The 22,639-nt window shown below is 69.5% G+C and carries 21 protein-coding genes and 1 pseudogene; 9 read left to right on the top strand and 13 right to left on the bottom strand.

The window, feature by feature from the left end; genetic code table 11:
* From ACU5AP_RS03750 to mutM, 4 genes are all read right to left on the bottom strand, one after another.
* On the bottom strand, window positions 1-348 hold a 348-nt coding region (locus tag ACU5AP_RS03750; protein WP_446680795.1), incomplete at its 3' end, for a DnaA N-terminal domain-containing protein.
* A 514-nt stretch (window positions 349-862) separates the two neighbouring features.
* Window positions 863-1,132 (bottom strand): 30S ribosomal protein S20, encoded by a 270-nt coding sequence (gene rpsT, locus ACU5AP_RS03745; protein ID WP_040346357.1) that lies wholly within the window; start codon window positions 1,130-1,132, stop codon window positions 863-865.
* A gap of 166 nt (window positions 1,133-1,298) precedes the next feature.
* The gene (locus ACU5AP_RS03740; RefSeq protein WP_138142320.1) at window positions 1,299-2,084 is read right to left on the bottom strand and encodes an enoyl-CoA hydratase; all 786 of its coding nucleotides are present in this window, start codon (window positions 2,082-2,084) and stop codon (window positions 1,299-1,301) included.
* Between the two features lie 64 nt (window positions 2,085-2,148).
* Window positions 2,149-3,012 carry a bifunctional DNA-formamidopyrimidine glycosylase/DNA-(apurinic or apyrimidinic site) lyase gene (gene mutM, locus ACU5AP_RS03735; RefSeq protein WP_446680794.1) on the bottom strand — a complete coding sequence of 288 codons (864 nt, stop codon included), beginning with the start codon at window positions 3,010-3,012 and terminating at the stop codon, window positions 2,149-2,151.
* 104 nt (window positions 3,013-3,116) lie between these two features.
* Here mutM and ACU5AP_RS03730 point away from each other — a divergent pair, with 104 nt between their 5' ends.
* The gene (locus ACU5AP_RS03730; protein ID WP_128719094.1) at window positions 3,117-5,165 is read left to right on the top strand and encodes an OPT family oligopeptide transporter; all 2,049 of its coding nucleotides are present in this window, start codon (window positions 3,117-3,119) and stop codon (window positions 5,163-5,165) included.
* Window positions 5,166-5,171: 6 nt separating this feature from the next.
* Here the strand turns inward: ACU5AP_RS03730 and ACU5AP_RS03725 are convergent, their stop codons facing one another.
* Entirely contained in the window at window positions 5,172-6,053 is an 882-nt protein-coding gene (locus tag ACU5AP_RS03725) for a LysR substrate-binding domain-containing protein (RefSeq protein WP_128719095.1), read from the bottom strand.
* A gap of 82 nt (window positions 6,054-6,135) precedes the next feature.
* On the opposite strand from ACU5AP_RS03725, the gene ACU5AP_RS03720 reads away from it, so the two are divergent.
* Together ACU5AP_RS03720 and typA are read left to right on the top strand one after the other, a co-directional pair.
* Complete coding sequence (locus ACU5AP_RS03720) at window positions 6,136-7,182, top strand: YeiH family protein (RefSeq protein WP_003166410.1); 1,047 nt, start codon at window positions 6,136-6,138, stop codon at window positions 7,180-7,182.
* Between the two features lie 154 nt (window positions 7,183-7,336).
* Entirely contained in the window at window positions 7,337-9,169 is a 1,833-nt protein-coding gene (gene typA, locus ACU5AP_RS03715; RefSeq protein ID WP_003166411.1) for a translational GTPase TypA, read from the top strand.
* Window positions 9,170-9,232: 63 nt separating this feature from the next.
* Here the strand turns inward: typA and ACU5AP_RS03710 are convergent, their stop codons facing one another.
* Window positions 9,233-10,897, bottom strand: a complete 1,665-nt coding sequence (locus ACU5AP_RS03710) for a GNAT family N-acetyltransferase (protein ID WP_128719096.1) — start codon at window positions 10,895-10,897, stop codon at window positions 9,233-9,235.
* Between the two features lie 130 nt (window positions 10,898-11,027).
* Between ACU5AP_RS03710 and ACU5AP_RS03705 the strand changes: the two genes are divergently transcribed.
* Window positions 11,028-11,492, top strand: a complete 465-nt coding sequence (locus ACU5AP_RS03705; protein ID WP_128719097.1) for a superoxide dismutase — start codon at window positions 11,028-11,030, stop codon at window positions 11,490-11,492.
* Window positions 11,493-11,564: 72 nt separating this feature from the next.
* On the opposite strand, the gene ACU5AP_RS03700 is transcribed toward ACU5AP_RS03705, so the two are convergent.
* Window positions 11,565-11,822: a GlsB/YeaQ/YmgE family stress response membrane protein gene (locus ACU5AP_RS03700; RefSeq protein WP_128719098.1), complete on the bottom strand. Its 258-nt coding sequence runs from the start codon at window positions 11,820-11,822 to the stop codon at window positions 11,565-11,567.
* Window positions 11,823-11,979: 157 nt separating this feature from the next.
* On the opposite strand from ACU5AP_RS03700, the pseudogene ACU5AP_RS03695 reads away from it, so the two are divergent.
* Together ACU5AP_RS03695 and hisN are read left to right on the top strand one after the other, a co-directional pair.
* A pseudogene (locus tag ACU5AP_RS03695) lies at window positions 11,980-12,201 on the top strand (helix-turn-helix domain-containing protein); the annotation flags it as partial.
* Window positions 12,202-12,328: 127 nt separating this feature from the next.
* Window positions 12,329-13,111 carry a histidinol-phosphatase gene (hisN, locus tag ACU5AP_RS03690; protein WP_446680793.1) on the top strand — a complete coding sequence of 261 codons (783 nt, stop codon included), beginning with the start codon at window positions 12,329-12,331 and terminating at the stop codon, window positions 13,109-13,111.
* A 4-nt stretch (window positions 13,112-13,115) separates the two neighbouring features.
* On the opposite strand, the gene ACU5AP_RS03685 is transcribed toward hisN, so the two are convergent.
* The 3 genes from ACU5AP_RS03685 to ACU5AP_RS03675 form a co-directional block, all read right to left on the bottom strand.
* Complete coding sequence (locus tag ACU5AP_RS03685; RefSeq protein WP_269296536.1) at window positions 13,116-14,147, bottom strand: alpha/beta fold hydrolase; 1,032 nt, start codon at window positions 14,145-14,147, stop codon at window positions 13,116-13,118.
* Window positions 14,144-15,055 carry a class I SAM-dependent methyltransferase gene (locus ACU5AP_RS03680; RefSeq protein WP_446680792.1) on the bottom strand — a complete coding sequence of 304 codons (912 nt, stop codon included), beginning with the start codon at window positions 15,053-15,055 and terminating at the stop codon, window positions 14,144-14,146. The genes ACU5AP_RS03685 and ACU5AP_RS03680 overlap by 4 nt, the downstream gene beginning before the upstream one ends.
* Before the next feature lie 93 nt (window positions 15,056-15,148).
* Entirely contained in the window at window positions 15,149-15,949 is an 801-nt protein-coding gene (locus ACU5AP_RS03675; RefSeq protein WP_446680791.1) for a class I SAM-dependent methyltransferase, read from the bottom strand.
* Between the two features lie 264 nt (window positions 15,950-16,213).
* On the opposite strand from ACU5AP_RS03675, the gene ACU5AP_RS03670 reads away from it, so the two are divergent.
* Complete coding sequence (locus tag ACU5AP_RS03670; protein WP_200168641.1) at window positions 16,214-16,693, top strand: Hsp20 family protein; 480 nt, start codon at window positions 16,214-16,216, stop codon at window positions 16,691-16,693.
* A 68-nt stretch (window positions 16,694-16,761) separates the two neighbouring features.
* Here the strand turns inward: ACU5AP_RS03670 and ACU5AP_RS03665 are convergent, their stop codons facing one another.
* The 3 genes from ACU5AP_RS03665 to gpmA form a co-directional block, all read right to left on the bottom strand.
* Window positions 16,762-18,033, bottom strand: coding sequence for a pentapeptide repeat-containing protein (locus ACU5AP_RS03665; RefSeq protein WP_128719102.1), 1,272 nt, complete (start codon window positions 18,031-18,033; stop codon window positions 16,762-16,764).
* An 85-nt stretch (window positions 18,034-18,118) separates the two neighbouring features.
* Complete coding sequence (locus ACU5AP_RS03660; protein ID WP_052747991.1) at window positions 18,119-18,748, bottom strand: bifunctional diaminohydroxyphosphoribosylaminopyrimidine deaminase/5-amino-6-(5-phosphoribosylamino)uracil reductase RibD; 630 nt, start codon at window positions 18,746-18,748, stop codon at window positions 18,119-18,121.
* Entirely contained in the window at window positions 18,745-19,458 is a 714-nt protein-coding gene (gene gpmA, locus ACU5AP_RS03655) for a 2,3-diphosphoglycerate-dependent phosphoglycerate mutase (RefSeq protein ID WP_128719103.1), read from the bottom strand. The genes ACU5AP_RS03660 and gpmA overlap by 4 nt, the downstream gene beginning before the upstream one ends.
* Before the next feature lie 209 nt (window positions 19,459-19,667).
* On the opposite strand from gpmA, the gene ACU5AP_RS03650 reads away from it, so the two are divergent.
* A complete protein-coding gene (locus ACU5AP_RS03650; RefSeq protein ID WP_088410664.1) occupies window positions 19,668-21,167 on the top strand; it encodes a phosphomannomutase/phosphoglucomutase in 1,500 nt (499 codons plus the stop codon).
* Window positions 21,168-21,211: 44 nt separating this feature from the next.
* A complete protein-coding gene (locus ACU5AP_RS03645; RefSeq protein ID WP_128719105.1) occupies window positions 21,212-22,522 on the top strand; it encodes an FAD/NAD(P)-binding protein in 1,311 nt (436 codons plus the stop codon).
* Window positions 22,523-22,639 lie beyond the last annotated feature (117 nt).

Genomic DNA, 22,639 nt, shown 5'->3' with positions numbered 1-22,639 from the left:
GGCGAAGGCGGGCGCGGGGGCGGCGGGAGCGGCCGGGGCGGGGCTGATCGAGGCCAGGCGCGGGGCGTCGCGCAGGCCCGACGGCGGCGCCGACCCCATCTCGGCGCGGCAGCGCACCTCCAGACGACGCGACAGGCCGTCCAGGCCCAGCCACAGCTCGTTCATGCGACGCAGGGCGTTCTTGCGCACCCAGTCCCGCGCATAGGCGGTCGGCGTCACCAGGATCAGATTGCCCTGGGAGTCCACGCGCACCGCGGAGGGCGCGATATAGCTGCTGAAGGGTCCGTCCCCGATCTCAGCCTTCAGGCGGTCCGCCGCCTCGGTCCAGATACGGTTGGGATCCGTCATTCCCGCCATCACCGCGCCCCCGATCATTCAGAACACCCGCCACAAGAGTTATCACCGACGAACGCCCTTCGAGACGCCACGTCCGGGGACGACTTCTCTCGCCTCGCGAAGCGGGGCTTCGCAAGCGGGGTCGTACTCACAGACAGACATCTCGCGCCAAGGGAAACCATTGATTTCCCTCGTCTTCATCCCAACAGGACGGAAGCGCGTTACCCCTTCAACTTACCCCCGGCGCGGCGGAGATCAACGCTGATTCGAGTCGAGATTCGCACTTAAATTGATTGACTCCGGCAAACCTCGGCAGGGCTTGGGAAAATGGCGATTTCGCCTCAATCGAGAACCCGAATCCGTAAGCGCGACTTAGGAGCAGACAGCAAGACGGCGAGGGAGCTTGCGCTTCCTCGCCGTTGAAATTCTTACATTCTTTTACGAAATGCCTGTTACAGGCCCTCCGTAGCCGTCACATTGCGCCGTTTGACGAAGCCGTGAAGACCCGTCCGAGCGCCCTGTGAAATCAGGCGGCCGACAGCTTCTTCAGCTGGGCGGCCAGACGGCTGACCTTGCGCGAGCCGGTGTTCTTGTGAACCACGCCCTTCGACACGGCGCGCATCAGTTCCGACTGGGCGGTGATGAAGGCGGCCTTGGCGGCTTCGACGTCGCCGCCCGTCAGGGCTTCCTGGAACTTGCGCAGGTAGGTGCGCACGCGGGTGCGGCGGGCCTTGTTCACTTCGGTCCGCGCTTCGATCTTGCGGATCGCCTTGCGGGCGCCTGCATTGTTGGCCATCGGGTAAAAACCTTCGAACGAAAACGCCGTAAACCACACGTCCACGGCGAGAAAATCTCAAGAGCGGGCGGCTATAGCGGAAAGCCCCCGAACGGTCAACGCGATCCGGCGGGAATTGAGTCGGGGCCGGGGTTTGCGCCCCGCAGCGTCCGGCCCCGATGCGGATTCAGCGACCCGTGAAAGCCGGTTTGCGCTTCTCGACGAAGGCGGCCATGCCTTCCTTCTGATCGTCGAAGGCGAACAGGGAGTGGAACAGGCGGCGCTCGAACACCACCCCTTGCGCCAGGGTCGTCTCGAAGGCGGCGTTGACCAGCTCCTTATTGGCCATGACGGCCAGAATGGACTGACCGGCGATCTTGGCGGCGGCGGCGCGCGCCTCGTCCAGCAGGGCGTCGGACGCCACGACGCGAGATACCAGACCCGAACGCTCGGCCTCGGCCGCATCCATCATCCGGCCGGTCAGGCACATGTCCATCGCCTTGGCCTTGCCCACGGCGCGGGTCAGACGCTGCGAGCCGCCGATGCCGGGGGCCACGCCCAGGTTGATCTCGGGCTGGCCGAACTTGGCCGTGTCCGAGGCGATGATGAAGTCGCACAGCATGGCCAGCTCGCAGCCGCCGCCCAGGGCATAACCCGACACCGCCGCGATGATCGGCTTGCGGAAGCTCGCCACCCGGTCGTGGGCGCGGGCGAAGAAGTTGCCGCGATACATGTCGGCATAGGCCTGATCCGCCATCTCCTTGATGTCGGCGCCCGCCGCGAAGGCCTTGGCCGAGCCGGTCAGGACCACGCAACGCACGCTGTCGTCGTCGGCCACGCTCTCCAGGAAGTCGCCCAGTTCGCCGGTCAGGGTGGTGTTCAGCGCGTTCAGCGCTTCGGGCCGGTTCAGGGTGACGACCGCATAGCCGTCGGCGTGGCGTTCGATCAGCAGGGTGGAATAGGCGTCGGCCATCAGGCGCTCCTCTCAACTCGTTCGGGGCAGGTCTAGCGCCTCGGGCGGCTCACAGGAACACCCCTCATCCCTTCTGACAGAGCGGGCAGAAGAAGGTCGAGCGGCCGCCCTGCACGATGCGCTTCACCACGCCGCGACAGCCCTCGGTGCGGCACGGCTCATGCTCGCGGCCGTAGACGTCGAAGCGGTGCTGGAAATAGCCCTGGCCGCCCTCGACGTTGGCGAAGTCCTTCAGGGTCGAGCCGCCCGCCGCGATGGCGTCGCCCAGCACATTGCGGACCTCCGCCGCCAGACGCTCCAGCCGGGGGCGGCTGATCTCGCCCGCCGCAGTCAGGGGCGAAATGCGCGCCCGGTACAGGGCCTCGCATACATAGATGTTGCCCAGACCGGCCACGATGCTCTGGTCCAGCAGGCTGACCTTGATGTTCTGCGCCTTGCCCGCGAAAGCCTCGGCCAGATGCGCGCCCGAGAAGGCGTTGCCCAGAGGCTCCGGCCCCAGCTTGGCGAACCAGGCGTGCCTCTCGACCGCCTCGGTCGGGATCAGGCCCATGAAGCCGAAGCGCCGCGCATCGGCGTAGCCCAGCCGCGTCAACACCCCGCCCCGGTCGGCCGTCAGGCTCATATGTTCATGCTTGCCGACAACGGGAGCATCCGTCTCGAACACGCCGGGGGCGACGCCCTCCAGCGTGAACCGCCCCGTCATGCCCAGATGCGTCACCCAGGTCTCGCCGGTCGACAGGGGGAACAGCAGATACTTCGCGCGCCGCTCCAGCCGCAGCACCGTCGCCCCCTCCAGCCGCTCGATGAAGCGCTCAGGGAAAGGAAAGCGCAGGTCCGGCCGGTTCTGGCGCGGCGCCGTCAGGCGCGCGCCCTCCAGCACAGGCTCCAGGCCGCGACGGACGGTTTCGACTTCAGGCAATTCGGGCATGGATGCAGAGGTAGCGGCTGAAAGGATGTCAGAGAAGAGGCGCGCCCCGTTGTCACGGCCTGGCTTTCAGGCTTAGCCTCCCGGCAAATTCACGAGGCTCCCGCATGACGGACAAACCCGCCGGAACCGGCAAACGCATCGAACTGACGATCCGCGCCCTAATCCTGGGCTGCGTGCTGGCGGCGGTCTTCACGGCGGCCAACACCTATCTGGGGCTGAAGGTCGGCCTGACCTTCGCCTCGGCCATTCCGGCGGCGGTCATCTCCATGGCCCTGCTGCGGGCGTTCCGCGGCTCGACCATCTGGGAGAATATGACCGTCCAGACCGTCGCCTCGGTCGGCGGCGCCATGAGTTCGATCATCTTCGTCCTGCCCGGTCTGGTCATGATCGGCTGGTGGATGAACTTCCCCTTCTGGGAGTCGGTGATGATCTGCATCCTGGGCGGGGTGCTGGGGGTGACCTTCTCCATTCCCCTACGCCGCACCCTGGTCGTCCAGGGCGGCCTGCCCTACCCCGAGGGCGTCGCCGCCGCCGAGGTGCTGAAGGTCGGCTCGCCCGGCGCGGAGCAGACCGAAGAGGCCGTGCGCGAGAACAAGTCCGGCCTGTTCGTGGTCATCGGCGGGGCCATCGCCTCGGCCTTCTTCGGCTTCCTGGCCTCGGCCCGCGTCTTCGCCCATGAGACCACCGCCTTCCTGCGCCTTCCGGCCGCCATGGGCGGCGGAGCGACCGGCGTCGGCTTCTCCATGCAGTTCGCCCTGCTGGGCGCCGGCCACCTGATCGGTCTGGCGGTCGGTCTGACCCAGCTGTTCGGCCTGGTCCTGGCCTGGCTGATCTTCGTGCCCATCCTGACCTCACCGGAATTCGTCGCCTGGGCGACCGCAAACGGCGTGCCGTCCATCGCCGCGACCGTGCCGGCCGACGGCGGGGCCGAGAGCCTGGCCATGACCGTGTGGGCGCGCGAAGTCCGCTTCATCGGCGCCGGCGTCATCGGCGTGGCCGCCCTGTGGACCCTGGCCAAGCTGGCCAAACCGCTGATCGCCGGCCTGGCCTCGGCCGTCTCGGCCCAGTCGCGCCGCGCCCACGGCGAGGCGCTGGAGCTGACCGAACAGGACATCCCCATCAAGATCGTCGGCCTGCTGTCGGTCGCCGCCCTGGTCGGCATCGCCGTGCTGCTGGCTGTCGTCGCCCAGGGCACCGCCCTGGCCAGTTCGGCCCCGCTGCTGGTGATCGGCGGCCTGGTCTATGTGGTGGTCATCGGCTTCGCGGTGGCGGCCATCTGCGGCTATATGGCGGGTCTGATCGGCTCGTCGAACAGCCCGGTGTCAGGCGTCGGCATCCTGGCCATCATCATCGCCTCCCTGCTGATGCTGGGCGTATTGGCCATAGCGGGCGTGCCGGCCGATCCGTCGGTGATCGCCTTCGCCCTGATCGTCACCGCCATCGTCTTCGCCGTGGCCGTCATCTCGAACGACAACCTGCAGGATCTGAAGACCGGCCAGTTGGTCGAGGCCACCCCCTGGCGTCAGCAGACGGCCCTGCTGGTCGGCGTCGTCGCCGGCGCCCTGGTCATCCCCTTCGTGCTGGACATGATGAACCAGGCCTTCGGCTTCGAGGGCGGCCCGCCCGCCATCGTCCAGGGCTCTCAGACCCTGGCCGCGCCCCAGGCGACCCTGATCTCGGCCCTGGCCAAGGGCGTCATCAGCGGCGACCTGCGTTGGGATCTGATCGGCATCGGCGCCGTGGTCGGCGTTCTGGTCATCATCCTGGACGTCATCCTGCGCCGCACGACGAACGATAAGATCAAGCTGCCGCCGCTGGCTGCGGGCATCGGCGTCTATCTGCCCGCCGCCGTCACCACCATGCTGGTCATCGGCGCGGTCTGCGGCTGGCTGTACGACCGGGCGGTCAAGTCGACCCGCTACGCCGATGTGGCCCGCCGCATGGGCGTGCTGCTGGCGTCCGGCCTGATCGTGGGCGAGAGCCTGTTCGGCGTCTTCACCGCCGCCGTTATCGTCGGCACCAAGAAGGAGGCGCCCTTCGCCCTGCTGCCCGCCAACAGCGGCTGGCCCGCCATGTGGGCCGGGCTGATCGCCTTCGCCGTCCTGACCTACGCCCTCTACGCCTGGGTGCGCCGCCGTTCGGCTCAGGTCTAAGTCCGGCTAGAGGGCGGCGGCGAAGGCCTCCGCCGCCCGGCTGGCGCTGCGCTCGCGGTGTCGCAGCCGATAGAAGGGCCGCTCGGGCAGTTCGAGCGGCAGACCAACCAGCCGCCCCGCCTCGATCAGGGGCCGGGCGGCCAGTTCCGAGATCGCCGTGACCAGGCCGCCGCCTGCGCTGGCCGCCACCGCCGTAAGGATGGCCTCATTGGACGGCAGCACCAGCGCCGTCTTCAGGTCAGAAGCGGCCATGCCGCGCGGCAGGGCCGCCTCGAACTCGCTGCGTGTGCCCGATCCCGCCTCGCGCAGGGCCCAGTCCAGCGCCTTCAGCTCCGTCGCTCCCAACAGCCGCTCCCGATCCGCCAGCGGATGTCCCGGCGGCGCCACCACGATCAGCCGGTCGGCGGCGATGCGCGTCCGCTCTAGTCGGGGCGCGTCCTCGGCGCCCTCGATCAGACCCAGCTCCGCCTCCCCCGCCAGGACCGCCTCGACCACCTGATGGGTGTTGCCGATCGATAGGCGCAGCTCGATGCCCGGATGGCTCTGGGCGAAGGCCGCCATGCGCGGCGGCAGCCAGTAGGCGGCGATGGTCTGACTGGCGAACAGCCGCACCGAGCCGCGTTTCAGCCCGGCCAGTTCGTCCAGCAGGCGTTCGGCCGCCTCGGCCCGCGCCAGCACCGCCCGGGCCTCCGGCAGAAAGGCCGTTCCCGCCGCGTTCAGGGCCAGGCCGCGCCCGACCCGGTCGAACAGCCGCGCCCCGTGCCGCGTCTCCAACGCATTGACCGCCGCGCTGACCGCCGACTGGGTCAGATGCAGGGCCTCGGCCGCCCGCGTCATGTGCAGGCGTTCGGCCACGGCGACGAAGATGCGGAGCTGTTCCAGCGTCATACGATGATTGATCGATTATATTGATCGTTAAGTCCATAACTACGCGTTGGATCGATCGGATAGCGGAACGGATAAGGGCCGCATGACCGTCACCCTCGATCCTGCCGCTCCCTCTCGTCGCCTGACGGGCCTGGCGCGCCTGCTGCCCGGCGTGGCGCTGTCGGCGGCCATCGGCGCCGTCGCCTATGGATTGCAGATCGTCGAAACCCGGCTGTTCGAGCATCCGTGGATCGAGGGCCTGGTCCTGGCCATCCTGATCGGCGCGGGCCTGCGTCTGGCGTGGGCGCCCTCGTCGTTGTGGACGCCAGGGATCAGCTTCAGCGCCAAGACCCTGCTGGAGGTCGCCGTGGCCCTGCTGGGCGCGACCGTTTCGGGCGCGGCGGTGGCGGCGCTGGGGCCGTGGCTGCTTCTAGCCATCGTCGGCGTGGTCGCCGCAGCAATTGTCGGCGGCTATGCGCTGGGGCGGGCGTTCGGCCTGCCGCACGCCATGGCCCTGCTGGTCGCCTGCGGCAACGCCATCTGCGGCAACTCGGCCATCGCCGCCGTGGCCCCCGTCATCGAAGCGGAGGGAGAAGACGTGGCCGCCGCCATCGGCTTCACCGCCGTTCTGGGCGTCGCCGTGGTGCTGCTGGTTCCCGTGGTCGGGGCCATGATGGGCTATGACGCCACGCGCGTCGGAGTGCTGGCGGGGCTGACCGTCTACGCCGTGCCTCAGGTGCTGGCCGCCGCCGCCCCCGCCGGCCTGGCCGCCGTCCAGACGGGCGCCGTGGTCAAGCTGGTGCGCGTGTTGATGCTGGGGCCGGTCTGTCTGGTGCTGGGCCTGATGCGCTCGAAACAGAGCGAAGCCGGGCGCGGACCCAGGCTGCGCCAGATGGCCCCCTGGTTCATCCTGGTCTTCCTAGCCCTGATGGCCGTCCGTTCGCTGGGCTGGCTGCCGGAGGCGATCCTGCCGCCGCTGCAGGTATCGGTCTCGGCTCTGACGCTGATCGCCATGGCGGCGCTGGGGCTGATGGTCGATCCGCGCGCCGTGGTTCGCGCCGGGCCGCGCGTCGCCGCCGTCGCCGCCCTGTCGGCCCTGCTGATCGGGCTTCTGGCGCTGGGCGTCATCGCCCTGCTGCCCCTAGGTTGATCGCGAGACGACGGGCGCTCAGCCTCGATCACGCACTGGACTGGCGTTTTGGCCCGCATCCCTGTAAGAGGCGCGCCGAACCCTTCCCTTCTCTGCAATCTTCTTGCAGCGGCGCGGCCCTTCCGTGACCGAACACAGTCCGCCCGAGCCCGAAATGAACCTGCGCAACATCGCCATCATCGCCCACGTTGACCACGGCAAGACGACCATGGTTGACGCCCTGCTCGCCCAGTCGGGCCTGTTCCGCGCCAATGAGGCGACCACGGAACGCGCCATGGACTCCAACGATCAGGAGCGCGAACGCGGCATCACCATCCTGGCCAAGTGCACCTCGATCCTGTGGAACGGCAAGGCCGGCGAGACCCGCATCAACATCATCGACACGCCGGGCCACGCCGACTTCGGCGGCGAGGTCGAGCGCATCCTGGGCATGGTGGACGGCTGCGTCCTGCTGGTCGACGCCGAAGAGGGCGTCATGCCCCAGACCAAGTTCGTGCTGACCAAGGCGCTGAAGATGGGCCTGCGTCCCATCTTGTGCATCAACAAGGTCGACCGCGCCCACGCCGACCCGGACCGCGTGCTGAACGAGACCTTCGACCTGTTCGCCGCCCTGGGCGCCACGGACGAGCAACTGGACTTCCCGGTCATCTACGCCTCGGGCCGTTCGGGCTGGGCGACGCTGGACCTGGCCCAGCCGAACGACAACCTGCACCCGCTGTACGATCTGATCGTCGACCACGTCCCGGCCCCGGCCGCCCAGGATCGCGTCAACGAGCCGTTCCAGATCCTGAACGTGCTGATCGAAAGCGATCCCTTCCTGGGCCGCCTGCTGACCGGCCGCATCCACTCGGGCAAGGCGGTTCCGGGCATGGCCATCAAGGCCATGTCGCGCGACGGCAAGACCATCGAGCAGGGCCGCATCACCAAGGTGCTGGCCTTCCGCGGCCTGAAGCGCCAGCCGGTCGACGAGGGCGCCGAGGCGGGCGACATCGTCGCCATCGCCGGCATGTCCAAGGCCACTGTGGCGGACACCCTGTGCGCCCTGGAAGTGACCGACGCCCTGGACGCCCTGCCGATCGACCCGCCGACCATCTCGATGACCGTGGGCGTGAACGACAGCCCCCTGGCCGGTCGCGAAGGCGACAAGGTGCAGTCGCGCGTCATCCGCGACCGCCTGCTGAAGGAAGCCGAGGCCAACGTCGCCATCCGCATCACCGAAACGCCGGGTTCGGACGCCTATGAAGTCGCCGGTCGCGGCGAACTGCAACTGGGCGTGCTGATCGAAAACATGCGCCGCGAGGGCTTTGAACTGTCGATCAGTCGTCCGCGCGTGGTCTATCAGACCGGCGAGAACGGCGAACGCATGGAGCCGATCGAAGACGTGGTCATCGACGTCGACGACGAATTCTCGGGCGTAGTCATTGAGAAGCTGTCGGCCCGTAAGGCCGAGCTGACCGACATGGGCCCCTCGGGCGCCGGCAAGACCCGCATCCAGCTGAAGTGCCCGTCGCGCTCGCTGATCGGCTATCAGGGCGAATTCCTGACCGATACGCGCGGCTCGGGCGTGCTGAACCGCGTCTTCAGCCACTATGAAGGCCACAAGGGCGCCATCGAGGGCCGCCTGAAGGGCGTGCTGGTGTCGAACTCGGACGGCGACACGGCGGCCTACGCCCTGTGGAACCTGGAAGAGCGCGGCGTCATGTTCGTCGGCGCCGGCGAGAAGACCTATCAGGGCATGATCATCGGCGAGAACAGCCGCTCCGACGACCTGGACGTCAACCCGATCAAGGGCAAGCAGCTGACCAACGTCCGCGCCTCGGGCAAGGACGAGGCCGTGCGCCTGACCCCGCCGCGCAAGATGAGCCTGGAACAGGCCATCGCCTATATCGAGGAAGACGAACTGGTCGAGGTCACGCCCAAGTCGATCCGCCTGCGCAAGGAAGTCCTGAACCCCTCCTTCCGCAAGAAGCGCGTCCGCGCCGACTGATCCCGGCGACCCGCCGAAACGAAGAAGGCGGCCCCTGCGGGCCGCCTTTTTTGCGCCTGGCGGTTACTTCTTCAGCCCCAGCAGACCCAGCCAGCCGTCGCTGGTCAGCAGGGCCACGTCCAGCAGGGCCAACGCCAGGGGCGTGGTCGTCGGCGCAGCGATGAACTTCGGCCGCCAGGCGGGGCCGAACTTGGCCTTGTAGGCGCGCAGTCCCTGGAAGCCGTAGACGGCGCCCCCCTCCTCGAACACCAGGGCGCCGACGCGGGCGAAGACCGGGGCCATGCGGCGGTCCTCCAGACCCGACAGGGGCGCCATGCCCAGATCCAGCCGCTCCACCCCCTGCTCGCGCGCCCACTGGGCCGTGCGGGTGAACAGATAGTCCATGATCCCGTGCGGTCCGTCGGGGTCATGCCGCATCAGGTCGATCATCGCTTCGCGCCCGCCCGCCCCGACCAGAAGATTGGCGAAGGCGACGATGCGGCCGTTCTCACGCGCCACTGCGATCGGCGAACGGTCCAGATAGTCGATGTCGAACCGGCCCAGGGAGAAGGCCTTCTCCGAGCCGTTGTGATGGTTCAGCCAGGCGTCGGACACGGCGCGCAACTCGGCCTCCAGCGCCCGCGCCGCGCCTGGCGGCGCCACCTCGAAGCTGGCGCCCTCGCGCTCGGCCCGGTTCACGGCGGTGCGCAGGTTCTGCTTGCCCTTGCCTTCGGTCGTGAAATGGGCGGCGTCGATCACGGCGGCCTCGCCCACCTTGCGCATGGCCAGTCCCAGGGTGGCCAGGTCGGCCAGCAGCCCCTCGCTCACCGAATAGAAGACCGCCGCCCCGCCGTAGCTGTCGGCCATCTCGGCGAAGGCCCACAACAACTCCAGCCGCTCTTCCTTCAGCCCGGCCGGTTCGCTCATGGCGATCCAGCGACGGCCGCGCACGCGATAGGCGATGAAGCTGCGCCCCGACGGGCTGAACAACAGGGCCTTGTCGCCCAGCAGGGCCAGGCTGGCCTCGGGCGTGGCGATCTCGGCCGTCTCCAGCGCCTGACGGGCGCGTTCGACATCAGCGGGTGAGGCGGGGCCGTGGCTGCGGGCGCCCGGCGCCGTCAGCAGGGAGCGCACCCCGACCGCCAGGGTCAGCAGGGCCAGCACCGCCCCGGCGCGCAGGAAGCCCGAGGCCTGCTTGTCGACCAGGAAGGTCCACCACAGTTCGTCGGTATAGGCGGTGTCGCGATAGGCGAAGAAGCCCAGCCACAGCATGGCCGCCACCGCCGCCGCCAGCATCAGCAGCCAGCCCGGCCGCAGCGGCTCGCCCAGGCGTGAGCGGCGATTGAAGGCCGACCGGCATGGCGTCAACAGGGCCGCCGCCAGGGTCAGCTCGATCGCCTCCTCCCAGTCCAGCCCCTTCATCAGCGAGAAGACCGCCCCCACCAACAGGACCGCCAGCGCCGCGTAATAGGCGCCCCGCCGACGTCGCCACAGCCCCGCCGAGATCAGCAGCAGGACAAAGCCCGTCACGCTGGCCGCAAAGTGGGACAGGTCGATCAGCAACGGCGGATAGAAGCGTCCGAGCGCGCTGAGCCGGTCGCTGAAGGCGGGCGTCACCGCCGACAGCAACATCACCCCGCCCAGCAGGAAGGTGGCGACCGCGAACATCTGCGGCGTCAGCTCATAGGCCAGCCCCGCCAGGCGACGCGTGATCCGCCAAGGGTCGTGTTTTGCGCTCGGTTTGGTCAATCAACCTCCGAAGAGCAAGAATCGGTCGTTTGGGGCGAGTAAAAGGTCATTTCAGGGCAGAGGAAACCATCAGAGATCACGGGGGTTCATTTTTTCGCGAGCGCCGGGCTCGCCCTTTCAGGAGTTTCTCATGATCCGCAAGACCGCCCTGCTGACCGGCATCGCCGGCGCCTTCCTCATCGCCGCCCCGGCTTTCGCCCAGGACGCCACGACGCCGCAGACGCCCGAACCGGCTCCCGCTGAGGCGGCCGCGGCTCAACCTCAGAGCCTGACCTTGACGCCGGGCTCGACCGTCAAGGGTAGCGACGGCGCCGAGATCGGCAAGCTGGTCGGCGTCCAGAACGGCGCCAACGGCCAGGAGCTGACCGTCCGCACCGCCGACGGCCAGGTCCGCCCGGTGCCGCTGGCCGGCATCCGTCAGGACGGCGCCGATATCGTCGTCGACGCCAGCGCCTCGGACATTCAGTCGGCCGCTCCGATCGCCTCGGACACGGCTGAACCAACCCCGGACGCGGCGGCTGACGCCCCTCCGGCCGACACGCCGCCGGCCGATGCGCCGACCGCCGACGAACCGAACGGCGACGAACCTCACTAAATCGTCTGGTTCGACGGCAAAAGGGGCGGCCCGGACGGGCCGCCCCTTTTTTCTTGTATGATAAATCGGCGATCAGGTCCGCCGCTTCACCAGACCGAGCAGGAACAGCAGAACCACCGCGCCGATGGTGGCCACGATGATGCCGACGATCCAATTGCCGTCCGCGTCCACGCCCAGCAGATTACCGGCCAGGAACCCGCCGATCAGGGCGCCGACGACGCCGACGATCAGATTGGTGAGCAGGCCGTGATCCCGTTTCATGATCTTTTCCGCCAGCCAGCCGGCGATGATGCCGATGATGATCCAGGCGATAAATCCAAATCCACCCATGCTTCTTCCTTCCTGCAAGGCTCACTGCCTTGGCCGTTAATGCGCGGGCGGGTGTCGGGTTGCGCCGCGGGTCAAGAGCGACAACGGCACGACGCTTGCGGCGAAACGCCTCGTCCGTGCCGATTCGGCACAGGCCGAGGGAGACAGGAGAGTCGTCATGCCCGCCGAGATCGACCTTCACCTGGGTCGTCGCCTGCGCCGCCGTCGCCGCCTGCTGGGCCTGACCCAGCAGCAACTGGGCGACCGTGTCGGCATACGGTTCCAGCAGATCCAGAAATACGAGTGTGGCGCCAACCGCATCTCGGCCGCCCGTCTGTGGGAGCTGGCCGAGGCGCTGCAGACGCCGGTCAGCTACTTCTACGACGGCGCGGGCGAAAGCCCCGACAACAGCCAGCCCCGCCCCGACGCGCCCCTGGCCGCCGCCGCTTGATCGCCGCCCCGGATCAATGACCCCTTGATTCAATGAATTTTGGGCCATCACGCTCCGGGCGGTGTATGGCCGGGGCATGACCGAGCTGGAATCCTTCGCCGTCGCCCTGTCGCATGAAGCGGCCCGCGTCGCCCTGCCCTTCTTCCGCGGCGACTTCGCCCAGGAGGACAAGGGCGGTCCCGGCGCCTTCGACCCCGTGACCGAGGCCGACCGCGCCGCCGAGGCGGCCATCCGCCGCCTGATCGCCGCCCGCTATCCCGACCACGGCGTCATCGGCGAGGAATACGGCGAGGATCGCCCCGACGCCGACCATGTCTGGGTGCTGGACCCGATCGACGGCACCCGCGCCTTCATCGCCGGCCTGCCCCTGTGGACCACCCTGATCGCCCTGCGTCAGGAAGGCGCGCCCGTGATCGGCGCCGTGGGCCAGCCCTATCTGGACGAGGTCTTCCTGGGCGGCCCGTCGGGCGCGCGCCTGCTGAAAGGCGGACGCGAGACCCCGCTGAAGACCCGCGCCTGCCCCGATCTAGGGCAGGCCCTGATCGCCACCACCGATCCCGAGATCTTCGTCGGCGCCGACCGCGCCGCCTGGGACCGGCTGCGCGCCTCGGCCCGCCTGGCCCGACTGGGCTGCGACGGCTACGCCTACGCCATGGTCGCGGCCGGGCGCATCGATCTGGTGGCCGAGAGCGAGCTGAAGGTCTGGGACTGGTCGGCGCACAAGCCCCTGGTCGAGGCGGCGGGCGGCCGCTTCACCGATTGGCGCGGCGCGGCGCCGCACGACGCCGACGGCCGCGTCCTGGCGGCCGGCGACGCGCGCCTGACCGATCAGGCCCTGCCCCTGCTGGCCGTCGCCTGAGCGATCAGGCCGGTTCGGCGGTCCGCGCGGCCGGAGAGGCCGAAGGCGCGGCGGCGCCCGGCGCCACATAGTCGGCCAGGGCGTCGAACTCGTGCAGGAAGACGCCGCGCAGGTCGTCGACCTCCATGATGACCTCATGCTTGGCCGTCGGCACCTCGACATAGCGGCCGCGGCCCATGCGGCGGGCCGCCCAGCGGTTGGTCTGCTTCCACACCTTGTCGTCCTCGGCCGCCTGAACCACGCAGACCGGGATCTTCACGCTCTTGAGCGCGCGGGGCTTGAGCGCCCGCTCGCCCGCGTCCAGGGCGAAGGCCAGCCAGCCCCAGGTCGGGCCGCCGATAGCCAGGTGCGGGCAGGCGTAGAGCTGCTGCCGCCACAGGTCGTAGCGCGCCTGGTCCGAGGTCAGGCCGTCCTTCTCGAAGGTGTGGTCGAAGGGATCGTCCGGGTCGTCCAGCACATAGTCCCCGGCCTTGCCGTGACGCAGGGCCCAGCGCACCGCCAGCTTGACCGTCCACATCGACCGCTTGCCGGTCTTGATGCGCAGCATGGGACTGGACAGGACGGCCCCGGCGAAGCGGGTCTCTTCGCCTTCCAGAGTCAGCAGGTTCAGGGCGCCGCCCATCGAGTGGCCGACCATGATCCAAGGCTTGGGCGCGCGCGCCTCATAGGCGTCCAGCAGGCGGGCGTAGTCGTCGAGGAACTCCTCGACCGCGCGGGCGTGGCCGCGCAGGCGGTCCGGCAGCAGCCGCGCCGACAGCCCTTGCCCGCGCCAGTCATGCGCCAGGACGCAGAAACCGCGCGCCAGGAAGTTGCCGATCAGCTCGAAATACTTCTCGATCGGCTCGGTGCGGCCGGGGCTCAGCACCACCGTCCCGCGCGGCGTTTTGGCCTGCAAGGTCGAGGGCGTCCAGAACCCGGCGCGCAGGCGCAGGCCGCCGGCTCCGCGGAACCAGTCGCCCTCGCCCCCCGGCGGACTGGCGGCGCCGGGCACCCCCATCAGGGGCGCATGGGCGGCGAAGGCGGCGGTGCGGCTCACTCGGGCTTCCTGAACTTCAGCGTCATGCGGTCGCTTTCGCCGATGGCGTCATACTTGGCCCGATCGAACTCGGGATCGGCGGGCTGACCCAGGGGCGCCGTCAGGCGGCGCGGCGGCAGGGTCTCGACGCCGAACGGATGGTCCTTGGTGTCGGCTGGATTGGCGTTGATCTCGGACGCCTCGACGAAGATGAAGCCGGCCTCCTGGGCCAGCTGCTTGACGAAGGCCTCCTGCACATAGCCGTTGGCGGCGGCCGGATCCTGATCCTCGTCCGGCTGAAGGCGATGCTGCTCGATGCCCAGGATGCCGCCGGGACGCAGGGCCGTGAAGGCGTCAGCGAAGGCCTTTTCGGCGATCCCCGCCGCCATCCAGGCCTGGATGTAGCGCATGAACAGCACCATGTCGGCCGTCCCCGCCGGCGCCACCGGCGGCGAGCCGGGACCGAAGGCGGTGAACTGCACCGGACCGTACAGCTTCTTGTCGGCCAGGATGCGGGCCTTCAGGGCGTTGTTGATGGCCACCTGGGCCGGATCGGCGTTCGGCCCCTCGACGAAGCCCGCCAGATAGAGGGCCCCGCCGCCCTTGTTCAGATAGGGGGCCAGGATTTCGGCGTACCAGCCGCTGCCGGGCCAGAAGTCGACCACCGTCATCTTCGGCTGCAGGCCGAAGAACCGCAGGGTCTCGACCGGGTGGCGCCAGGCGTCGCGCGCCTTGTCGTCCGCCGGACGCCAGGCCCCGGCGACCGCCCATTCCAGCGAGCCTTCCGGCGGACCCTTGGGCGCTTCGGGCGCGGCGGGCGCCGGCGCCTCTTCCTTGCGGCCGCAGGCGGCCAGGCCGAACAGGGGCGCGACCAGGGCCAGGGCGCTGGCGCCGGTCAGGACGGATCGCCGCGTCGATCGTTCTGTCATGCGCGCTTCCTCTCGCCGCCGGGTGTCTTCGCTTGGGGCTTAAGGCGCTTCTGCGCCAGCGTCAAAACCACGCACTGCATTGTCATCGGGCCGTCAGTCCGCCGCGTAGGGCTTGCGGAAACGCAGGATCATGCGGTCGCTCTCGCCGATGGCGTCCAGCGCCGCCCGCTCCTCCGCCGTCAGGGCCCGGCCGTCGCGCTCCGAGGTGCGCGTGGGCTTCAGCGTCCACACCCCGAACGGGTGGTCGCGGTCGTCCTTGGGATTGGCGTTCAGCTCGCTGCGGGCCTCCAGTTCAAAGCCGGCGCGGCGGGCCGCGTGGATGAGCCAGCTCTCGGGGACGTAGCCCGTCGGCGCCGTCTCCGTCACGTTCAGCCCCTCGGCCGCGCGGTGCTGCTCGACCGCCAGCACGCCGCCGGGCTTCAGCGCCGTGAAGAAGGCCGCCAGATAGGGTTCGACCCGGCCGTCGCGCGACCAGTTGTGGAAGGCGCGGGCCACCACGACCATGTCCGCCGTCCCGTCGGCGACGCCCATGCCCTCGGTCGGGCGATTGACCGGGACGTAGCGCCCGCCGGTCGCCGCCGCATAGGGCTCAAGGATGTTGCGCCACCAGCCGGCGCGGCCCGGCTCGATCTCCACCACCGTCAGGCCGGGCTGCAGGCCCCAGAAGGTCAAGGTCTCGAACGGATGACGCTCGCCGTCGCGGGCGCGGTCGGCCTCGGGCCGGGTCGTCGCGGCCACGGCCGCCTGAAGCGCCGCATCCTCGGAAAAGCTCGGCATCTCCATCGACAGGCCCTGGCGGTGCGGCAGCGGCGCAGCGTCCGGCGGGCCCGATTGGGCGAGGGCGGGCGAGGCGAGCAGACACGCCGCGACGGCGCTGAGGACGAAGGTTCGCATGACGGGCTCCGGTCGATCCTGGACGACGAAGGTAAAACCCATACGGCGCTTCGCGGCGACGGCAAGGCGCCGATGCGGCGAGCGACGATTTCGCGCGCCCCTTGCGCTCGGAAAACGGCCTCCTACCTCTTCATGCGAGAGCGCCGATCCCGGGCTCTCCAGACCTGACGGGGCCGATTACGGACCGCCGGGACTGAAACCCTCCGTCGTCCGGGGCCAAATCGCCGGGCGGCTCAACCTTGCTGAATGCCAGAAGGATGACCCATGCGTACCTATGATTTCTCGCCGCTGTACCGTTCCGCCGTCGGTTTCGACCGCCTGGCCCGCCAGTTGGAAAGCGCCGCGCGCTCCAGCCAGGAAAACGGCTGGCCCCCCTACAACATCGAGACGACCGGCGAGGACGCCTATCGCATCGAGATCGCCGTCGCCGGTTTCTCGGCCGACGAGCTGAACATCGAGGCGAAGGAGAACCTTCTGACCGTCACCGGCAAGAAGGCCGCCAACGACGACGGCGCATCCGCCCGCACCTTCCTGCATCGCGGCCTGGCCGAGCGCGACTTCGAGCGCCGCTTCCAGCTGGCCGACTATGTGGTGGTCAAGGGCGCGGCCCTGGCCAACGGCCTGCTGACCGTCGAACTGAAGCGCGAACTGCCCGAGGCCCTCAAGCCCCGCAGCATCGAGATCGCCACCGGCTCGCCCCTGATCGAAGGCAAGGTCGAGACCAAGGCCAAGAAGGCGGCCTAAAAGGCCTCACGCCTGACTGAAAAGTCGAAGGGGCGGCGCTCGCGTCGCCCCTTTTTCACGCGCGCTCCCTAGGCCGCGTGCAGGTCCGCCGGGTCCAGCCCGCGCGCGCCGCTGGTCTGGGCGCCGGTGAAGTCGGCCTGCTTGGTCTGGGCGCCGTGCAGGGTCGCCCGGCTCAGATCGGCGTCGACCATCACGGCCCGGCGCAGGTCCGCCCCCGTCAGGTCCGCGCCGCGCAGGACCGCCCCGGTCAGATCGGCGGGCAGCAGGCGATCCGCCGCCAGCATCAGCGGCCCCAGCTGGGCCTCGCGCAGGTCCGACCCGTTCAACCGCGCCCGCGTCAGCCGCGCGCCGCGCAGGTCGGCCCGGCGCAGATTGGCCGAGCGCAGGTCCGCGCCCTCCAGTTGCGCGCCCTGAAGCTGCACCCCCTCCATGTCCAGGCCGTAGAAGACCGCCCCCTTGGCCGACAGGGCCGTCAGGTTCAGCCCCCGAATGGTGACCAGCGGCCGCAGATCCACCCCGTCGAACACCGAGGGCTGACCCTCGGCCCCGCCCGTCTCGCACCACTGGGCGTGGTCGCGCAGCATTTCGGCGGCGGGCATCTGGCTGACCGGCTCGCCCGCCGGTCGATTGTCCACCAGGGCGCCGTCCATATTGGCCCCGTCGGTCCGCCACATGGCGGCCTTGACCCCCACCAGGATGGCGTCGCTGAGGTCCGCCCCCGACAGGTCGGCCCCCGACAGGTCCGCCCCGGCCAGATCGGCGCCGCGGAAGCTGGCCTGCTTCAGATTGGCCCGGACCAGCTTGCAGTCCTTCATGATGGCGTCGGTGAAGTCGGCGGCCACGGCGACGACGCCGGTCATGCGCGAGCGTTGCAGATTGGCGCCCGCCAGCACGGCGCCCTGCGCCTGGGTGTCGGCGCGCTTGCGCGCCTCGACCACGCGGAAGCCCAGCTTGGCGTCCTTGGCGGCGATGGTGCCCTCGCGCAGGTCGGCCTCGAACAGGTCGGCCCCCGACAGGTCCGCGCCGCGCAGGCAGGCCCCGCGCAGATCGGCCCGGCGCATGCTGGCGTCGACCAGGGTCACGTCCTGCATGTCCGCGCCGAAGAAGTTGGCGTTGTCCAGCTTGGCGCCCGTCAGGTCGCAGCCGATCAGGCAGGCGGCGGTGAAGTCGGCGTCGGCCAGATTGCGGCCGCGCAAGGACACGCCCGACAGGTCCATCCAGGCGAAGACCGCCCGCGCCCCGCCCGGCCGCGCCTGCCACAAGCGGTCGTGCTTCAGGCAGACGGCGTCGACCTCTTCCTGGGTCAGCGTTCTGCGGACAGGTTCTGCGGCCTCGCTCATGACGCCGATCATGGCTTACGGCGGATTAAGGAAGCTTTGCGGAAACAACCGTTTTCGCGGCGTTTCCGCTCAACAGAGCCTCGCCCTACTCCGTCAGCAGGCCTTGCTCGCGCAGGGCCTCGGCCAGCTCGCCTTCCTGGGTCCACAGGCGGGTGTAGCCCGCTTCGCCCAGCCGGTTCAGCTCGGTCGTCAGATCGGCGCGCGGCGAAGCGGCGAAGCGGCCGTCGAAACCCGCCCCGTCGAGGCTGACGCGCACCATCGGGCGGCCCGTCTCCAGCCGGTGCAGGAAGCCTTCGCTCAGCACCGAGGCCTCTTCGCACAACAGGCCCGTCTCGACCGTCAGGCCCGACTGGCGCAGCCGCTCCGTGCCCCGACCCGAAGCGAAGGGCGAGGGATCAAGCGCGGCGATCACCACCCGCTCGACCCCGGCCTCGGCCAGGAAGTGGGCGCAGGACTTGCGGCCCGACGAGCGGGCGCCGCACGGCTCCAGCGTCACATAGGCGGTCGCGCCCTTCACGGCCTCGCCCGCCTCGGGCACGGCCTGCTCCTCGGCATGAGGACGCCCGCCCGGCGCCGTCGCCGCCTCGGCCAGCACGACCCCGTCCTTGACCAGGACGCAGCCCACCGCCGGATTGGGCCAGGTCTCGCCCATGCGGCTGAGGGCCAGATCGATGGCCCGCCGCATGAAGACGGCGTCTTGCGCCGGCCCGCTCACGCGATTTGCGGCAGGGCCTGCGCCCGCCCCTCGTCCAGATAGCGGGCGGCGACCGGCTTCAGGTCGGCGTCCAGGTCGATCTCCAGCGGGTTGCCGGTGGGGATCTCGACGTCGACGATCTTGTCGTCCGGCACGGCGAACAACAGTTTGACGATGGCGCGCAGGGAGTTGCCGTGGGCGGCGATCAGCACGTCCTCGCCCGCCTTCAGGCGCGGGGCGATCTCGGCGTCCCAATAGGGCTGCACCCGGTCCAGCGTGGTCTTCAGACTCTCGGTGTCCGGGATTTCTTTGCCGGCGTAGCGAGGATCCGCGTCGAAATCGAACTCGCCGCCCGGCGCCAGCGGCGGCGGCGGCACGTCATAGCTGCGGCGCCAGACCTTGACCTGGTCCTCGCCGTGCTTGGCCGCCGTCTCAGCCTTGTCCAGCCCGGTCAGGCCGCCGTAGTGGCGCTCGTTCAGGCGCCAGTCCTCGATCACCGGCACATCCTTCAATCCAGCCGAATCCAGCGCCAGGGCGCCGGTGCGCTTGGCCCGCTTCAGCACCGAGGTGAACATGACCGCAGGCTTGAAACCCGCCTCGGCGATCAGCGCGCCGCCGCGCCGGGCCTGGGCCTCGCCCTCGGCCGTCAGGTCGACGTCGACCCAGCCGGTGAAGCGGTTTTCCAGGTTCCATTGGCTCTGGCCGTGGCGCAGCAGGATCAGGCGGGTCATCAGGGTCTCCGGGAGCATCCGTATCTGGGTTTCTCGCTAGGCCCCCGACGCGGGGGCGGTCAAGGTTTCGCCGCACGTCAGAGAATACAGCCGCCTCGACCGCAGCCATAACAAGGGTCGCGCGTTGTGGCCTCTCGAGCAGGGGGAGGCTATAGGCCGAGGTCGCACTGCGATCCCCGCTCTCCCCAGCGGCCCATCTAGGAAGACTTATGCAAAAGCCCCGTCAGGACATCCGCCCCAACACCGCGGAATATGAAACCCTGCCCCTGGTCAAGCCGACCGGCTTTCGCGAGTATGACGCCCGCTGGATTCTGGAAAAAGAGATCAACCTGCTGGGCATCCAGGCCCTGGGTCTGGGCCTGGCCACCTATGTCCACGAGATCGGCCAGACGCCGAAGATCGCCGTGGGCCACGACTTCCGCGGCTATTCCCTGTCGGTGAAGCAGGCGCTGATCCTGGGCCTGCTGGAAGGCGGCATGGAGGTGCTGGATATCGGCCTGGCCCTGTCGCCGATGGCCTATTACGCCCAGTTCGCGCTGGACTGCCCCTGCGTCGCCATGGTCACGGCCAGCCACAATGAGAACGGCTGGACCGGCGTGAAGATGGGCGCCCAGGCCCCCCTGACCTTCGGTCCCGACGAAATGGGCCGCCTGAAGGAGATCGTTCTGAACGGTCAGGGCGTGGCCCGCCCCGGCGGCCGTCTGGAACGCGTCGAGGGCTTCCGCGAGACCTACATCAAGGACGTGGCCTCCAAGGTGAAGCTGTCCCGTCCGCTGAAGGTCGTGGCCGCCTGCGGCAACGGCACGGCCGGGGCCTTCGCGCCCGAGGTTCTGCGCCTGATGGGCGCCGAAGTGATCGAGATGGACACCGACCTCGACTACACCTTCCCCAAATACAATCCGAACCCGGAAGATCACGCCATGCTGGTGCAGATGGCGGCCAAGGTGAAGGAGACGGGCGCCGACCTGGCCCTGGGCTTCGACGGCGACGGCGACCGCTGCGGCGTGGTCGACGACACGGGCGAGGAGATCTTCGCCGACAAGATCGGCCTGATGCTGGCCCGCGACCTTTCGGCCCTCCATCCGAACGCGACCTTCGTCGTCGATGTGAAGTCGACCGGCCTCTACAAGACCGACGAAGTGCTCAAGGCCAACGGCGCGACCACCGTCTACTGGAAGACCGGGCACTCCTACATCAAGCGCAAGACCGCCGAACTAGACGCCCTGGCCGGCTTCGAGAAGTCGGGCCACTTCTTCCTGTCGGGCGATCTGGGCCACGGCTATGACGACGGTCTGGTGGCGGCGGGCGCCGTCCTGGCCATGCTGGACCGTAACCCCGGCAAGTCGCTGTCGGAACTGAAGTCCGCCCTGCCCGACGCCTGGACCAGCCTGACCATGTCGCCGCACTGCGACGACGAGCTGAAGTACGACGTCCTGGCGAAGATCGTGAAGGAATACGAGGAGCTGGCGGCGTCCGGCGGTTCGATCCTGGGCCGCAAGATCGTCGAGGCCATCACCGTCAACGGCGTGCGCGTCCATCTGGAGGACGGCTCCTGGGTGCTCGTCCGCGCCTCCTCCAACAAGCCCGAACTGGTCGTGGTGGTCGAAAGCATGCGCTCCGCCGACGACATGCGCGACCTGTTCCGCAAGGAAGTGAAGCCGCGCCTGGCCGCCCACCCGGAAATCGGCGCCTTCAACCAGGAAATCTGATTCCGGTTTGACCGGCGGCGGCGTCGTGGACGATGCTTGATTCCATGAACGACGCCGCCGCCTCCCTCCCCGTGGTCATCGTCGGCGGCGGGTTCTCCGGCGTCATGCTGGCCGTGCGCCTGGCAGAACTGGGCCAAGCCTCGGTCCTGATCGAGCGCGGCGAACAGGTCGGCCTCGGCGTCGCCTATTCCACGCCGCTGGACGACCACCGGCTGAACGTCCGCGCCGAGCGGATGAGCGCCCGCCCCGACCGGCCCGCCGACTTCACCGACTGGTTGGCGCTCCACGCCCCCGCCTTCGCCGATCCCGAAGGCTTTGCGCCCCGCCGTCTCTACGGCCTCTATGTGCAGGCTCGCCTGGCCGAGGCCGAGGCCGCCCGTCCCGGCCTGATCCGTCGTGTGAAGGGCGAGGGCGTCCGCATCGAAGGCGAGACCGTCCTCCTCGCCGACGGCGCCCGCATCCCCGGCCGCGCTGTGGCGCTGGCCACCGGCAACCCGCCGCCGCGCCCCGCCGTGGCGGGCGAAGGCCCCCGCCGCATCGCCGACCCGTGGCGGTCCGACGCCCTGGCCGCGATCGCCCCTGACGATGACGTGCTGATCCTCGGCTCCGGCCTGACCATGGTCGATGTCGTTCTGGCGCTTCAGGCTCAGGGCTGGCGCGGCCGGGCGACGGTCGTGTCGCGGCGCGGCCTGCTGCCCCAGGCCCACGGCGCCCATCACGACGCCCCCATCGACCTGCCGCCCGAGGCGCTGACCGGCGCCCTGTCCCGCCGTCTGGCCTCAGTGCGGCGACTGGCGCGCGATCACGGCTGGCGCCGCGTCATGGAGGGCTATCGTCCCATCACCGCCGCGCTGTGGGGCGCCGCGACGATCGCCGAGCGCGGCCGCTTCCTGCGCCATCTGCGTCCCTGGTGGGACGTTCATCGCCACCGCATCGCGCCCGAGATCGCCGCCGTGCTGGAGAGGTTGAAAGCGGAGAACCGACTGACCGTCGTCGCGGGCCGCGCCCAGGCGATGGCGGCCGACCGCCAGGCCGCGAACCTGACCGTCCGTCCACGGAACGGCGAAGTTCAAGCCTTCTCCGCCGCCTGGTTGATCGACTGCACCGGTCCCGGCCACGACGCCGCCTGCACGCCCCTGACCGCCGCCCTGATCGCCGAAGGCCGCGCCCGCCTCGACGCGGTCGATCTGGGCCTCGACCTCGACGCCGAGGGCCGCGTGCTGCACGCCGACGGCGTCGCCGACCCCGGCCTGTTCGTGCTCGGCCCCCCGGCTCGCGCCGCCTTCTGGGAGACGATCGCCGTGCCGGACATCCGCCAGCGCATCGAGGCCCTGGCCCGCGCTCTCGCCGATTGACGCCAGCCGTTCAGGCGCGGTCGGAATTTCCAAGGCTCCGCGCCTTCCTCTGCGAGACTTAGCGTCTGGCGAGCCTTTGACGGGTCGGCTATCACCGCCTCAGGAGAGGAAACACAA

Source organism: Brevundimonas sp. RM1, from assembly GCF_052907225.1.
The sequence above is the reverse complement of the archived record's forward strand: the minus strand, read 5'-3'. Positions and strand labels throughout refer to the sequence as shown.